The 15,066-nt window shown below is 70.7% G+C and carries 8 protein-coding genes and 2 pseudogenes; 4 read left to right on the top strand and 6 right to left on the bottom strand.

Going from position 1 to position 15,066, the window contains the following annotated elements; genetic code table 11:
• Window positions 1–391: 391 nt before the first annotated feature.
• Window positions 392–602, top strand: a pseudogene (locus NQZ70_RS53225) (VOC family protein); the annotation flags it as partial.
• 36 nt (window positions 603–638) lie between these two features.
• Here the strand turns inward: NQZ70_RS53225 and NQZ70_RS01305 are convergent.
• Window positions 639–1,807, bottom strand: a protein-coding gene (locus NQZ70_RS01305) for an IS3 family transposase (protein WP_129572590.1) whose coding sequence is annotated in 2 segments (ribosomal slippage) — window positions 639–1,555 and window positions 1,555–1,807 — 1,170 coding nt in all. Because the reading frame shifts where the segments join, the coding sequence is not laid out codon by codon here.
• A gap of 59 nt (window positions 1,808–1,866) precedes the next feature.
• Here NQZ70_RS01305 and NQZ70_RS01300 point away from each other — a divergent pair.
• Window positions 1,867–2,073 (top strand): annotated as a pseudogene (locus NQZ70_RS01300) (VOC family protein); the annotation flags it as partial.
• A 732-nt stretch (window positions 2,074–2,805) separates the two neighbouring features.
• On the opposite strand, the gene NQZ70_RS01295 reads toward NQZ70_RS01300, so the two are convergent.
• The 4 genes from NQZ70_RS01295 to NQZ70_RS01280 all read right to left on the bottom strand — a co-directional run bounded on the left by NQZ70_RS01295 (window position 2,806) and on the right by NQZ70_RS01280 (window position 5,133).
• The gene (locus NQZ70_RS01295) at window positions 2,806–3,657 is read right to left on the bottom strand and encodes a hypothetical protein (protein WP_129572589.1); all 852 of its coding nucleotides are present in this window, start codon (window positions 3,655–3,657) and stop codon (window positions 2,806–2,808) included.
• Window positions 3,658–3,756: 99 nt separating this feature from the next.
• A complete protein-coding gene (locus NQZ70_RS01290) occupies window positions 3,757–4,077 on the bottom strand; it encodes a hypothetical protein (protein ID WP_129572588.1) in 321 nt (106 codons plus the stop codon).
• 188 nt (window positions 4,078–4,265) lie between these two features.
• On the bottom strand, window positions 4,266–4,790 hold the full coding sequence (locus tag NQZ70_RS01285) for an SRPBCC family protein (RefSeq protein WP_408022409.1): 525 nt from the start codon (window positions 4,788–4,790) through the stop codon (window positions 4,266–4,268).
• Window positions 4,777–5,133, bottom strand: a complete 357-nt coding sequence (locus tag NQZ70_RS01280) for a helix-turn-helix transcriptional regulator (RefSeq protein ID WP_129572586.1) — start codon at window positions 5,131–5,133, stop codon at window positions 4,777–4,779. Before NQZ70_RS01280 ends, NQZ70_RS01285 begins: the two co-directional genes overlap by 14 nt.
• A gap of 210 nt (window positions 5,134–5,343) precedes the next feature.
• On the opposite strand from NQZ70_RS01280, the gene NQZ70_RS01275 reads away from it, so the two are divergent.
• Both NQZ70_RS01275 and NQZ70_RS01270 read left to right on the top strand, forming a co-directional pair.
• Window positions 5,344–10,617, top strand: a complete 5,274-nt coding sequence (locus tag NQZ70_RS01275; protein ID WP_129572585.1) for a HEAT repeat domain-containing protein — start codon at window positions 5,344–5,346, stop codon at window positions 10,615–10,617.
• Window positions 10,618–11,279: 662 nt separating this feature from the next.
• Window positions 11,280–12,476: an IS110 family transposase gene (locus NQZ70_RS01270; protein WP_129572584.1), complete on the top strand. Its 1,197-nt coding sequence runs from the start codon at window positions 11,280–11,282 to the stop codon at window positions 12,474–12,476.
• A gap of 1,177 nt (window positions 12,477–13,653) precedes the next feature.
• Here the strand turns inward: NQZ70_RS01270 and tnpC are convergent.
• Complete coding sequence (tnpC, locus tag NQZ70_RS01265) at window positions 13,654–15,063, bottom strand: IS66 family transposase (protein ID WP_129572583.1); 1,410 nt, start codon at window positions 15,061–15,063, stop codon at window positions 13,654–13,656.
• Between the last annotated feature and the right edge of the window lie 3 nt (window positions 15,064–15,066).

The following is a 15,066-nucleotide window of genomic DNA, read 5'->3' as shown; positions in this document are numbered from 1 at the left end:
CGTGCGCGGCATCCTGCGCGCTTGCGGACACAAGCTCGCGACGTGCACCACCGAGGGCTTCCTCACGGTGCTGAGCGCGGCAGCCTTGCCGGCCGAGACTCGCCAGCTCGTTGGACCCCTAGCCCTTGACCTCAGGGCTGCCTCATCGTCAGCGGCATGGCCCCAACCCAGGTCCAACTTTCAAGCCCCGGTCCTGGGGAGCTCGCCGCGACCGATCCGTCGCCTCGGGCGGCCGTGGTCGCCTCGCTCGCCAGCACCCCGAGCCGCGCCGTCGCCCTCGGGGATGAGGTGGGCGCCCGCGTCGTTCACGAGGCGATCGGTCGGCTGCTCGAGCTGCCGGTGGCACCGGAGGGGGCCAATCGATAGTTGGACCCGACGAAACGCAGAGAACATGAAGCCACGAATCAAAGTCATCACTATCGGCGTCGACGATCTCGAAGTGTCGTTGCGTTTCTACAGGGAGGGTCTCGGCTTCCAGGCCGAAGGCATTGTTGGCAACGAATTTGAATACGGCGCTGTTGTGTTCTTCCAGCTTCAGCCTGGCTTGCGTCTGGCTTTATGGCCTCGCACGAGCATCGCGCATGACACGGGCCTCTGGTCCTCCCCCTGGTCCTCCCCCGGTTCCGCGGACAGTCTCACTATGCCGCGCGCGCGGTCACGTAGGTCTTCAATTCGAACTCGATCGGGCTCATGTAGGCGAGCCGTGAGTGCCGTCGTTTCAGGTTGTAGAAGTTCTCGATGTAGTCTCCGATCGATGCGATGGCGGCCGCTCGCGTCGGGTAGCGCTCGTGCTCGACCAGCTCCGCCTTCAGCGTCGCGAAGAAGCTCTCGGCCACGGCGTTGTCCCAGCAGTCGCCGGCGCGGCTCATGCTCGGGATGAGCCCGTGGGTCCCGAGCACGAGCCGGTAGTCGTCGCTGGCGTAGGGGCTGCCACGATCCGAGTGGTGCACCAGCCCAGGCGCCGGCCGCCGCGTTCCCAAGGCGAACGCGAGCGCGGTGAGCGCCAGGGCGCGATCGTTGAACGCGCTCGCGGCCCAGCCGACCACGCGGCGCGAGAACAGGTCCAGGATCACGGCCAAGTACAGCCAGCCCTCGCCGGTGGGAATGTACGTCACGTCCGTCACCCAGACCTGGTTGGGCGCTCGAGCATCGAATTGCCGCTCGATCACATTCGGGGCGATCGGGCCGTTGTGCCGCGAGTTGGTGGTGCGGCGGAAGCGCCGCTTCCTCCGAGCCGCGAGTCGTTGAGCTCGCATCAGCCGCTCGACCCGTTTCTTGCCGACACGCATGCCGCGAGCACGAAGTTCCGCGTGGATGCGCGGACTGCCGTAGCGGCCACGGCTCTTGTGGTGCACGGCCCTGATCTGTGCGCTCAGTTGAGCGTCGGACTTGGCCCGCGCGGACTCCGAGCGCTTGGCCCACCCGTAGTAGCCGCTGCGCGAGACGAGCAGCACCGCGCACAGTACCAGCACCGGGTAGTGCGCCTTCTCCGCGTCGATGAACTCGAACCTCACTCGTTTTCCTTCGCGAAGAAGGCCGCCGCTTTTTTTAAGATCTCGCGCTCCATCTCCAGCCGCTTCACGTCGCGGCGCAGCCGCTGCAGTTCCTCACGCTCCGGCGTCGTCAGCGCCCCCGGCGGGCCGTGGCCCGCGTCGGTGTCCGCGCGCTTGATCCAGTCGCGCAGCGCCGTCTCGGTCAGGTCGAGGTCCTTCGCCACCTGGCCGATGCTCCGGTCGCTCGCCTTCGCCAGCCGTACCGCCTCCGCCTTGAACTCGGGCGTGAACGCCCTCCTCTTTCTCCGTCCCATCCCTGCCTCCTGGTGCCGTCGGGGGTGTCGACGGAAGCGGGGGAGGACCACTCTCCGTAGGTCGTGCTAGCCCGACCGAGATGACGCTAGGCCATAACGTCACATCGAAAGCGGAGGTTGACTCCGTCATGGCAAAGGCGAGAGCAGCGGGAGCCGCCATCATCAAGGCTGCGCACGACACATTCTGGGGCGGCTACTCCGGTTACTTCCAAGACCCAGATGGTCATCTCTGGGAGGTTGTCTGGAATCCGCAATGGTCCGAGTGAGCCCAACAAATTGCTGCACACGACGTGCGAAGATGCACGCGTGCACGCGCGTGAGCAATAGCGTTGGGCCGGCAGAGTGCGGGGAAGCAGGCACGATCTCGAAACAGGCGGCAGCGCATCGAAGGGCCCGGCAACCGGGAGGGGCGAGCGAAGGAGAATCCTTCGGCGCTGCGCCGCCGGGCCAGGCGCCGACCCCGATCGGTGATGCCGCCGGCCTTCACCGCGGGCGATGCGGCGGCGCAAGGCGCCCCGTTGGGCCATACCGGAGCCACCCTCGGCGGCGAAACAGGCGGAAGTTATGAAAACCGCTACTGTTTCCGGCGACCGCTCGTCATGGACCGATTTTTCTGGCGGGACTCTTCCGCGGGGGCTAACCGTCGCGATCCGTCGCTTCGCCGGGGGTTTGGGGAGGGCGTGACGACGGATCGTCGCCTCGCTCGCAAGCACCCTGAGCAGCGCCGTCGCCGTCGGCGATGACGTGGCAGCCCGGGTCATTCACGATGCGATCGGTCGGCTGCTCGGGCTGCCGGTGGCACCGCAGGGGTGAGCTTGCCCGAAGCCGCATCGCCGCCTCCGTTCCGCGCGGGAATGGTGCGTTGCGGGGCGAGGACTGCCCGGCCTCCCGGCCTGCCAGGGTCGGCGGGCCCGCGGACGCGACGGCCGCGATCGGCTCGTCACTGGCGATCGGGCCCCACCGCGCGAGGTGAGTCAGCGAGAGCGCCGCTCCGTCCGCTAGCCCGTCTCGCTCGCCGGCCAAGCGCTGCAACGATGCATCGAACGGCGCTCGTTCGCCCAGTGCAGCCAGCAGCCGGATTCGACACGCGCTTGCTCAGACATAAGGACACAGCGGTCGAGCCGCGCCGCGAGCACGTCTCGCTCCACCCCGAGGTCGCGGAGCCTGGCCGCATCCTGCCAGATGAACGCCCCGAGCCGCTCGTCCGGCCCGAGGAAACCGCCCCCTGACCCCCCACCCACGCGTAACCTGGCGTGGATCTGTTCGATGGGAGCGCCGATGTACTCCTCGATCGCCACCTCGATGTCGTGCGGGCTCCAGCCTTCGAGGTCCATGGGTAAGACGTCCGGCAGCGGCGTCGCGCGTGGGCTGCCGAGCGCGTCGCACATTTCCGGCGGCAGCTCGGGCGGAACCGGCGCTCGTGCGAGGCGCGTCGCGAAAAATTCGGCTGCCCACACCCACCGCTCCACCCGATGGCGCCACACGAGATGCCAGCAGAGCCGGAGCCCGAGCACTGGATTGAACGCGCGAAAGATCGCCTCGATCGGGGAGCGGCGCACGCCAGGAGGGTCGTTCTCACTGGGGATGTCCGCTCTCAGCAGGTCGTCGAGGTCGGACACCGATTCACTCCCATCCCATCGAGCGACGGCCAGCTCGGACAGGCCGGCTATCATCCGCTCCTCGAACTCTCCCTCATGATCCTGGATGAACTTCGCGAGGACGCGGTCATCGTCCGAGGTCGACTCGATGTGCATCGTGCCGCTGTCGACAGCTCGGATATTGTCCATTACGCGACCCCTGAAGAACGCCCAGGCGTCATCGACCGTCTTCAGAACGATGCTGTTGCTCATCGGCGTTCACGCAATGTGCACGGTATGCCCGACCGGTGCAATCCGGATCGCATCGGCGCCCCTGACGCGCGAGCGAGGACGTCGCAGCGCCTGCGCCGGTCATGCCTCGTCGTCCTCCAGCGCCCCCTCACGCGAAAGCACCCTCGCCAGCGCGTCGTCGACGGCGGCCCGGACGCGTCTGGACGGATCCGCGCGCAGGGACCCTAGCGCCACGAGCGCGCGCTGCGGCATGGGCGTCTTGTACGACATCGTGCTCGCCGCATGAGCGCGCACGTGGGGCAGCGGCGACCCCAACGCCTCGAGGGCGCGATCCCACGCCTCGGCCGGCCAGCGAGGGAGCCCCGCCAGCGCTCCGAGGTCTAGCCTCGTTCCGAGCTCCCTCAACAGCCCCTCAGGCATCTCGCCGGCCAACACGCGCATCGCATCGCCGGAAAGCTCCGCCAGCGCGGCGGGCGCGTGCGCAGCGAGCAGCGCGAGGCCAGCAGCCCGCAGGTCGGACGACATGTCGACGGGCCCTCGCGCGCCCCGCGCCGCCCGCGTGAACGCGCAGCGCCGAGAAGGAGGACCGCGCTCGTCGCGCTCCCCGGCGCCCCTCCCGCGCGATGGCTTCAGGACGATCGCGCCGTCGTACCAAGCGTGACGAGGAGCTCATCGAGCTGCTCGAACGTCTCGCCCATCCCGCTGTACGCGCCCGAGGCCAGGGCGGCGTCGCGCGCTTGCTTCGATCGATAGAGCTCGTGCAGCACCTGCAGCGTCTTGCCGCCTTTTTCCTCGAGGGTCACGGTCGTGACGGCGCCATCGTCGCCCGCTTCGTCGTTCGTCCACACGATGCGCGAATGCGGTGTCACTTCGAGGTACGTGCCGAAGAACGCCATCGGCTGCGCGGCATCGTGACCAAAGACCAGGCGGTAGCTGCCGCCGGCGCGAATGTCCGCTTCGTAGGAAAGGAGAGGCACGGGCATCGACTTCGGTATCCACCACCGCCTGAACAGCTCCGGCGTGGTCCACGCCTGGAACACGATGCGCGCCGGGGCATCGAAGGTCCGTGTGACGACGATCTCGCGATCGGACTTCGGTTCCACCGTCGTGCGATTACTCGTCAATCTGGGCTCACTCTCTTTACTTGCGTCCATCGACGTTCTCCTTTCGTTTCAGCTCCTCGATGACCTTGTCCAGCTCGTCGAAGCGCGCGGCCCAGAGCTGGCGGTACCTCTCGATCCACGCCGTCTCTTCGTCGAGCCGGCGCGGGCCGAGCTTGCAGGTACGCACGCGGCCGACCTTCTCGGTGGTGACGAGCCCGGCCCGCTCGAGGACGCCGACGTGCTTCTTCATGCCCGTGAGGGTCATGTGAAACTTCTCGGCGAGGTCCGTGATCGAAGCGTCGGCTCGTCCGAGCTGCTCCAGAACGCCGCGCCGGGTCGCGTCGGAAAGCGCGGCGAAGGAAGCATCGAGGCGGGCACTCGAACAATGAACCATGTGGTTCAGTATCTAACGCGCGAGTCGGCGTCGTGCAAGAGGAGATCGAGCGCGCGCTCCGTCGCGAGCCGACTTTGATTCAGAGACTTGCGACCATTTGCAGTAACAGCGGAATGCGGCTCGGCGCCGCCACCCCGCCTCGCCGGGCCAACGCGCTTCTCTGGCCGGACTGGGCGCTGGAGTCCCACTCGTGCGACACTCGTGGACGCGATGTCCCACCGAGAAGCGTACCTGCGCGCGCTCGTGGCCCGCCACGACGTGCTGCTGCTGCCGCTGGACGCGGAGGACCGGCAGCCCCGAAGCTTCGAAGCGCCTCTGCCCGTGATATTCCAGCGCCTCGCGCTGCGTCCCGCGGGGTCAGCGCCGCTGTCGCCGACCGACGACCGCCCCGTGGAGGACTTCGACGATTTCCTCCGGGAGCAGGCTTACGCCGACCTCACCACCTACCGACATCCGCTCGATCTGGATGGATCTGCCGGGATCGAGACGGAGGTGAGGGTCGACGAGCTGGAGGAGGCTCTCTCGCGGAGCCCAGGCCGGAGGATGGTGGTGCTCGGCGGGCCGGGGACTGGAAAGACGACGCTGCTGCGCGCGCTCACGTGGCGGGCGGCGCGGCGGGCGCTGGAAGACCCCGCGGCGCCGCTGCCGATGTTCGTGGAGCTCTCGGATCTGGCCGAGCACGGCGCGGATCTGCGGTGTTACCTGCCGCGGATCGCGGCGAGCCTTGGACTGCCCCCACGGGCTGGTGGGGAGCTCGCGGCGCAACTCGACGAGGGGGCGGCGCTCGTGTGCCTGGATGGGCTCGATGAAGTGGCGCCGGCCAGGCGAGACGCGGTGCTGTCGTGGCTCTCGTCGCTCAGGGCGAGCGCCGGCGCGTGGGTCGTGGGCTCGCGGTTCACCCAATACCGCACCGGCGACCTGGGGCGCGGCGCGTTTGCCGAATGGGAGCTCTTGCCGCTCGACGAACCGGCGCAAACGCGGCTCGCGGAGCGGCTGCTCTCGCGACTCGCGGCCGCGGATGCGCCTGCCCCGGCGCGGGACGCGCGGAGGTTCCTCGCCGCGCTCTCGCAGCACCCCCACGTGGCCGCATGGAAGGGGGTGCCGCTCCTGCTCTCGCTCGCGGCGGCGGCGTGGGCACGACAGGGGTCGCTGCCGGCGAGCCGATCGGCGATGTACAAGATCGCGACGGACGCCCTGCTCGGTTTGCGATGGCGCGATCCGGAGGAGAAGCGCGCGCTCCGCGGCGCGCTGTCGCGGGTGGCGCTCTCGCTCTTCCGGCGCGGCGGGCGCGCGTTCCCGCGCGAGCGGCTGCGCGAGGCCGTGGAGGGGCTGCCCGAGGAGGCTCGAGCCGCGCTGCCCGGCCCGGGTGAGCTCACCGCGCGCCTCGTCGGCTCGGGCTTCATCGAGGCGGCAGGCGACGAGCTGCGCTTCGGCCATCAGACATTTCACGAGTACCTGGTGGCCGTGGCGCTCGCCCAGGACCTCGCCGCGGGCGGCGCTCCGGCGGAGCAGGCCTGGAAGCTCGCATGGTCCAAGCGGACGTTCTGGCGATGGACCGAGCCGCTGCGGCTGATGGTGGGCGTTCTTCTCGACGGGCTCGGCGAGCCGGGCGCGGCGGCGGCGCTGAGGTGGCTTCGAGCGCTCGCAGCGGCAGCGACGCATGACGAGCATGGGACTCTCGACCCGGCGTCCCATCCCGGATCGACGTCCGTGGCTCCAGGTCGCTTCTCCTTGCGCTCCGACACGGACCCGACGTCGGGCAGCGGCGATGCCTCCTCGCCCGTCACGGGCCCGCTGAATCATCCACTCTCGGCGCTGGGAGATCCGGGCGGCCTCGTGCGCTCGCTGGCGGTGCGCTCGCTGGCCGAGCTCGGGGAGTGGCCAGCATCCTGGGATGAGCTGGAGGTGCGGCCGATCCGCGCCCTGATCGAGGGGTGGGCAGCGCGAGCGCTGGATCCTGGGAAGGATGGTCAGGCGGCGAACGCCGCGGCGCCAACGCTGGCCGCCGAGGTGTCGCGGCTGCCGCCGCCAGCGCGAGCGTGGGCCCTCGTGCCGCTCTGCGCGGCGCTCGCCTCGGCTCCGGAGCGGTGGCGGCGCGCGGCGGCGGCGGAGGCGCTCGAGAGGTTCGGTGTGGCCGCGCCGATGGATCCGCTCCTGCGAGCGCTCGGGGACCCCTCCCCGAAGGTGCGGCAGACGGCAGCGCGCGCGCTGCGGTGGCATGCGGAGCGGTGCCCTTCGGAGCCGCTCGTCGCGGCGATGCGCGACGAGGACCCGCAGGCCTCTCACGAGGTGGTGAGGACGCTCGTGGCGATGGGAGAGCGCGCACCCCTAGGAGCGCTCCTGGAGCTCCTAGAGGAGCACGAGGCGCATCACCGGCGCGCCGCGGTCGAGGCGCTCGGGGAGCTCCGGGAGCGGGCGCCGCTCCAGCACCTGGTGCGGGCGACGCAGGACGAGGACCTCTCGGTGCGTGCCTCGGCCGTGACGGCGCTGGGACGGCTAGGGGAACGCGCAGCAAGAGACGCGGCGGCCGTGGATGCCATCCTCCTGCTGGTGGCGGGTGAGCGTGCGTCGTGGTCCCGACGGGCGGCCATCGACGCGCTGCGCGATCTCGGGGACCTCGTGCCGCCGGAGCGCTGGATGGGCGCAGTGCTCCAGATCCTCGACGACGAGGAGTGCCTGGATGGGCGCGAGGCGTCCGGGCTGCTGATCAGGCTCGGCCCGCGGGCCCCGTTCGAGGCGTTGTTGACGCGGCTCGCCGGTGAGCGCGAGCGGTCTGCCGACGCGGCCGCGCAGGCGCTCGTGGGGCTCGCGCGGTGGGTCCCCATCGAGCCGCTCGTGGATGTGCTCCACGGCGGCACGGCCGCGGTGCAGGCGCGGGCGCTGCGCGTGCTCGCCTGCACAGGCGCGCGGGCGCCCGTGGCGGAGATCGCAGCGATGCTGTCGGCGAGCGCGCCAAGGGTGCGCGCCGCGGCGGCGAGGGCGCTGGGAAAGCTCGGAGAGCGGGCTCCCGTCGACGATCTGGTGCTGGCTGCCACGAGGGACGAAGAGCGGACCGTGCAGGCAGAGGCGCTCGTCGCGCTCGCGCTGATCGGGCCGACGGCAGCGCTGCCGGTCCTCGTCGCCGGGCTCGGGCGGCTGGACTGGTACGGGCTGCAGGTCGTGGTGGCTGCCCTCGCGCGCGCCGGCAGCCGGCTGTCGATCGACGCGCTTGCGGAGATCGCGCGCGCGTACGACGAGGGGATCCGCGGCCTTCCGACCATCACGGTGACCATGTACGTGGAACGCGCCGTGTCGCGCTGCACGGACGTCGCCACGCTGCTCGCCGCGATGCGCTCCCGAGAGGAGCGGCTCCGTGGGCTCGCCGCGGATGCCCTCGCATTCAAGGTGATTCGCGGGGAGGCGGACGGCATCGTGGAGACCGCGCTCGATGGGGTCGATCGCTCAGGGGAGGTGGAGGCGCTGCCACGGGATGCCGCGCAGCGGCTCTTCAACCTCTGCTCGCAGCTAGCTCCGGAACCCTGGTTGCGTCGTGAGCTCGGCGAGGCGCAGGCGCAGGCGAGGGCAGGGCTCAGGCTGGCAGCGGCGCAGATCGCCGCGGCCGCGGGCGAGCCGGGGTGCGTACCGCACCTCGTGGCGCTTGCCAGCTCGAGGGACGAGGACGCACAGCAGAGTGCGCTCGATAGCATGGGGGTGCTCCTCTCGCGACAGGCGTTGCCCGAGGACGCGCGTGGTGCATTGATGGCCGCGCTGCTCCCGCTGCTCGACGTCGGCGCGCGGAAGATCCGCATCTGCGCTGCACAGGCAGCGGGGCGCGCGGGGTCGGCGCCGCCGGAGGTGATCGAAGCGCTCTGGCGCGTGGTGGCCAGCCGCGCCTCCGGCGCGTTTTCCCCTTATTATGGCGCGGACAACATCGCCGCGGCCGCCGCGCTGCGCGCGCTCGGCGCGCAGCCCGACGTCGATGCGCTGTTGAATCTGCTCGTGCTCGGCGCTCCGGATCCCGACGCGGAGCACGTGGCCGCCGCGTGGCTCGCGTCGCTGGGCGAAGCCGCGCCCGTGGAGGCGCTGATCGAGCTGCTGCGCGCCGGGGTCGCGCGGGAATGCGACGGCGATCGCGGGCGGTCCGCGAGCAGCGCAGCGCTGACGCTCGGCTGGCTGGGAGCGCGCGCCGCGATCGGGCCGCTGATGGAGGCGCTCGGCGGCGCTTCGTGGCAAGTGCGCGAGGCAGCGGCGCGGGCGCTCGCCCACCTCGCCGAGCACACGCCGCTGGAAGGGATGATCGCGCAGCTCGCGAGCGATCGCAGCGACGTGCGGCGCTTCGCTGCGCTCTCGCTCCAGGGCCGGAGGGAGCCGGCGGCGATCGCCGCGCTCACCCGAGCCCTGGGGGACATCCACCCGGATGTGCGCCGGTGCGCTGCGACGGCGCTCGGGGTGACAGGCCGGAGGTCCCCGGCGCTCCTGCCCGTCAAGGAGCTGCTCGACGCAGCGCGCGACGATCGATGGCAGGCGGGGATCGCGTGGGAGTCCGAACAGGGGCGAAACGCGGCCAGCGAGGCGCTCGGGATGCGGGGTGAGCAAGCAGGTCGCGGATCGCTCGAGTCGACGCTCCGGAGCGCCAGCACGAGCGCCCAATTTGCGGCCGTGGAGGCGCTCGGATCGCTGGGAGATTCGATGCCGCGCGAGGAGATCGAGGCGCTGCTCGGCGGCCCGGTTCCCCGGACGGCGGCGCTCGCGGCGCTCGGTCGTCTCGGCGAGGAGGCGCCGGTGGCCGTGATTGCGAGCTTCCTCGACGACTCCGACCAGTACGTGCGCTCGCGCGCGGCGGAGGTGCTGGCGGGACTACCCCAGGCCGCCGCAGCGGAGGCGCTGATCGCGCGGGCTCGGAACATCGCGGAGGTAGCCCGGCCCGCAGCGGCTGTGCGCCTCCTGCGGGAGCAGACCGAGGCCGCGCGTCTGGCGGTCCGGCGCTGGCTCTCCGAGGGGCACCCAGCGACGCGGGCCCAGGTCGCGCGGGCGCTCGCCGGGGCGCCGGCGGTGCCCTGCGCGGATCTCGCAGACGCGGCGCGTGAGCTCGCCGTCGACACGTCGTCCGACCTGCGGGCTGCTGGCCTCGCGCTGCTCGCTGCGCACGCGCCCTCCGTGCTGGCGGAGCTTTCCGGCGACGCGATGCGCGTGCTGGCCGGCGAGGTGCCAGAGGGGCTGTTGCGGGAGCTCGAAAGGGGGATCGAGCTCGGAGCGCTGGCGAGGCTCCCTCGCTGGCCGGCCGAGGCGTGGGAACGCGCGCTCGAGGCGTTGGGGTCGCCGCGGTCCGACGTGCGCGCTGGGGCGGCGAGCACGATGTCGCATCAGGCGCCCATGCCGCAGCGCGCGCTCGCGGCGTTATGGTCCCGGCGCGCGGATCCGTCCAGACACGTCCGGGCCGCCGTCGACGACGCGCTGGCGGAGGTGCTTTCGCGTGAGGGGGCGCTGGAGGACGACGAAGCATGACACACGCAAGTGCTCTTGCGCGCTGAACCGCCCGGAGCCCGCCACCGCCTCGCCTCCGCCAGTCCGCGACGGCACGGAGCCGCCCTCGACGGCGAAACCGCCGGAAGCTATCGGAATCGCTAAAATTTCCAGCGTTCGCTCCTCTCCGACCGGGAATTCCTGGCGGGACTCTTCCGCGGGGGCGAACCGTCGCGATCCGTCGCATCCTCCGGGTTTTGGGAAGGGCGTGACGACGGATCGCACCCCCTAGATGGAATGAGGCAGCCCACGGCGCGCCTGGACCCATGATGCCGACCGTACCGACCCAAGCCTCTGCTCGACGCGTTCGCGCGGCGGGGCCTGCGAAGACAGCCCGCCGCACCGTGGAGGTCGGCCCATCGGCAGCCGAGGGTGCTGGAGTGCTCGGAGGCGTCAAGGGTTCGCGAGCGGAGCTCGCCGGCTCCGCCGCCCTTGACTCCCCCTGCGCGCTCCAGCCGGACAAAGCTGCGGGCGATGGGCGGACGGAGGCCTCCGGCGGGGGCTCCAGGCTCCGGAGAGGAGCGAGCAAGAAAGAGCCGCTCGGAGCAGCGAGCAATGTGGCTGACCTCTCGCCTGCAGGGTTGCCTGCGGGCACCCCCACGCGTTCGAGGACGCAGAAGACGGGGGCCCAGGAGAGGTCAGCCATGCGAAGTGTAGCGCTGGATCTGGGGGTCCATGAGATCTCATTCTGCGAGGTGGCGGGCGGGGCCGTGGTGCTACGGCGCACGGTTCGCTCGCTGGATTCGCTGCAGGATCTCCTCGGCCCGTCGTCCTCGCCGGCCCGGGTGGCGATCGAGGCCTGCCGCGAGGCCTGGGCGGTGCACGACAAGCTGCGCGACTGGGGTCACGACGTGCTGGTCGTCGACACCACGCGAGCTCGTCAGCTCGGCATCGGCCAGCACGGCCGCAAGAATGACCGCCTTGATGCCGAGGCGTTAGCGCGCGCCGTCGAGCGCGGGGGCATTCCACTCGCACACGTGCTGTCGCCTCACCGGCGGGCCATTCGCCACCAGCTGGCCGTCCGGCGCGCGTTGGTTGAGACGCGGGCCCAGTACGTCACTACCGTGCGCGGCATCCTGCGCGCTTGCGGACACAAGCTCGCGAGGTGCACCACCGAGGGATTCCTCACGGTGCTGAGCGCGGCAGCCTTGCCGGCCGAGACTCGCCAGCTCGTTGGACCTCTGGTGACAGCGCTGGAGATGCTCACCCCTCAGATCGCGCTGGCCGATGCCGCGCTCGAGCAGCTGTGCACCCACGAGCCGGTGATCGTGCGGCTGACCACGGCTCCCGGCGTGGGGCTGGTCGTCGCTGCCGCGTTCGTCTCGGTGGTGGACGAAGCCAAGCGCTTTCACCACGCCCACCAGCTCGCCTCCTATCTCGGCCTGGTCCCCCTGGAGGACACCTCCGGGGGGCGCGGCAAGCAGCGGCTGGGCTCGATCACCAAGCAAGGCAACGGCTATCTGCGCGCGCTGCTGACGCAGGCCGCGCACACGATCCTGCGGCACAAGAGCGGCGACGACCCGCTGCGCCGATGGGCAAAGGCCATCGATGAGCGCCGGGGTCGCCACGTCGCGGTCGTGGCGCTGGCGCGGCGGTTGTCGGGGGTGCTGTGGGCCATGTGGCGCGACGGCATGGTCTACGATGCGCAGAGCGCAGCGGTCGCTTCGGCCAAGGGCCTGCGGCTGCAAGCACAGTCGATCGAGCAGCAGGCGCAAAGCATGAAGGAGGCCGCGGCCAAGGCGCGCCGCCGGCAGCGCTCGATCGACAAGGGACTCGGCGTCGCTCGGGCAACGGCTCGGTCGAGGCCGGTCTCGACCTCAAGGAGGGCCTCGATGCACTGACTTTCCCCCTACGGGAACGTGCGCCACGAGCGCGTCACGCTGGGAGCGTGAAAGAGGGCCACGTGGATGAGCGCGGAAGCCTTCCGGGTGACCGGCCTGTGGGTCGAACATGCCGTCCCCTAGAATGCGCCTCCACGGTCCCGTTTCGGACCCCAGTGTGCATCCAGGCCACCAGGGCGACCGCCGGCCTGTGAATGCGGATCGTCGATCGAGCCACAGCTCGCTCCTGCGGACGCGACGAGGCGCTCAAGCACAAGCGGAACGACGCCCGACCAGGGCGAAGGGAGATGTCCATGCCGAAACGACCTGCACTGACGACGCCGAGCGCCGCCGCTGCCGAGCCGAAGCCGGCCAGCCGCGCAAAGAGAGCGCTCAAGCCCTTGACCTCAGGGCTGCCTCATCGTCGGACGGCATGGGCCCAACCCGGGCCCAAGGGCCAAGCCCCGGGCTTGGGGAGCTCGCCGTGACAGATCCGTCGCCTCGAGCGGCCGTGGTCGCCTCGCTCGCCAGCACCCTGAGCCGCGCCGTCGCCCTCGGGGATGAGGTGGCGGCCCGGGTCGTTCACGAGGCGATCGGTCGCCTGCTCGGCCTGCCGCCAGCACCGGAGGGGCGAGCAAGCTCGCGCCGACAGTAGCCCGCCGCATCGGGACGTAGCCGCTCCGCAGAGCGCGTTCCGAAGCGTGCTTGTGGAAGGCGGCCCCGTGCGTACAGTCGCGGTGCGATGACGAAGCGACGGAGCGGGGATGCAGGCGTCGAAGTCCCGAGCCTGACGACAGCGGTGCTGAAGCTGTCAGCACCGCAGGTCGCATGGCAAGGCCGCGAGGACGCCCCCGCCAGGGCGAAGGGACGCCCGCGTCGCGCGGCTGAGCAGGAGGAGGAGCGCGCAGGAGCGGCCGAGGCCGCCGGCGTGCGGCGCCGCAAGACCGCCGCCCAGCCGTCGGCGGAGGAGGTGGGCGAACGGCGGCCGACCCGAGGCGCGGACAAGCAGCGCCGAAGCGAAGCGAACCGAAGGCGCCCCGTCGAGACGAGCTCGACGGTGGCGGGGCGAAGCGACGACAGCACCGGCTCGACGAGCCGACGCACCTCGGCGCGGACGCGGAAAGGACGCGCGCCTGGCTCGGCCGCTCCGGACGCAACGAGCACTGTGGGCGCGACGCAAGCGGGCGACGCGGCGCGATCAGCGGTCGCGGAAGACGAGCCGCGAGCCGGAGATCCGAGCCAGGTCCAGGTACTTGAGCCGCCCCTCGGCGATGAGGCGTTGTCGCGTCGCGACCCAGTTCTTGGGACTCAGGTCGAGGATGCGGCTGAGCGGATAGCTCGGAGCCACGGTCAGGATCTCCTGCAAGTACAGCTCGGGGTCGAGCCCGTGCATCTGGCAGGTCGCGATGAGCGACGTGACGGCACAGGCCCGGACAGCATGCTCGTCGCTGCCGTGGAAGAGCCAGTTGCGTCGTCCCTTGACGACGCGGCGCAGAGCCCTCTCACTGGCATTGTTGTGGATGGGGACCTCCCCGTTGGAGAGGAACTCGCAGAGCGCCTCCCTCTGGTTGTGCAAATAGACCAGCCCTTCGCGCAACGGCGAATGCTCCGGGACGACCTGCCGCTGCGCCTCGACCCAGGCGAAGAGCTTCTCAATCAGCGGTGCGGACTCGCGCTGCCGGATCTCGAGACGCTCGTCCGGGCTGCACAGGGCGCATTCCTCCTCGACGCGGAAGAGCGCCTGGATGGCCTGGAGCGCGAACGCCGCATCCTTGCCCGCCCCGGCCTTGAACGCCTTGAAGAAGCGCCTTCGTGCATGGCTCCAGCAGCCGGCCTCGCGCGCCTTGCCCGGCCCGAACAGCACGTTGTGGTTGGCCGAGGCATCGGCGACGAGCGTCCCCTGGTAGCCGCCGAAGAGCTTCGCGACGGTGGGACCGTCGTACGTCGGTGTATAGCGGAACAGCACCCCATCGCCCGGCGCGACGAGGACGAAGACATGCCCATAGCGGTGCTTGTCCTTGGCCCGGATGGCGGTGCCCGTCGCATCCATGGCGAACCACGACCGCGAGAGCGCGTCGCTCCAGATGGCATCGGCGATGCGCATCGCAATGCCGCCACAGTCGTACTGCCAGCGTGTCATGTTGCCGCGGCCAATGCGGAAGCCGTGGCGCTCCGACTCCACCTCTTGCCTGTAGTATGGCATGTGGTAGTCGAGCTTGTGGACGAACAGGTGGGCCAAGAGGCTCGGATCGGCAAGGCATCTGGCGATCGGGCGCTCCGGCAGCGAGGCGATCTTCACAGGTCCGCCGCTGTCCTCCGCAGCGTCCGACTCGGGCGTGTAGCGTACGAGGACGCCGTCGACGAAGGGGCTTTGCTTGAAGCCCGTGTCCGCGGGGATCCCCAAGAGCTCGTGCTCCCGCACGACGAGGGGCTCGTCGAGCTCGCGCTTGAAGGCCGGCTCTGCGGCTGGCAAAGAAGCAGGCTCCTCGCCCGCTCCGCGGCTCGCCGCCGGTGCCTCCGCCTTGGCCACGTACTTGGGGCGACGCCAGACGATCTCCACGGGGCCGCCGCGCCGGTGGCCGATCACCGAGCTGTCTTCGACGCCCACACG

Origin of the sequence: Sorangium sp. So ce836, from assembly GCF_028553905.1 — a bacterium.
GTDB lineage: Bacteria > Myxococcota_A > Polyangia > Polyangiales > Polyangiaceae > Sorangium > Sorangium cellulosum_D.
This window is presented reverse-complemented; position numbering and strand designations above follow the sequence as displayed.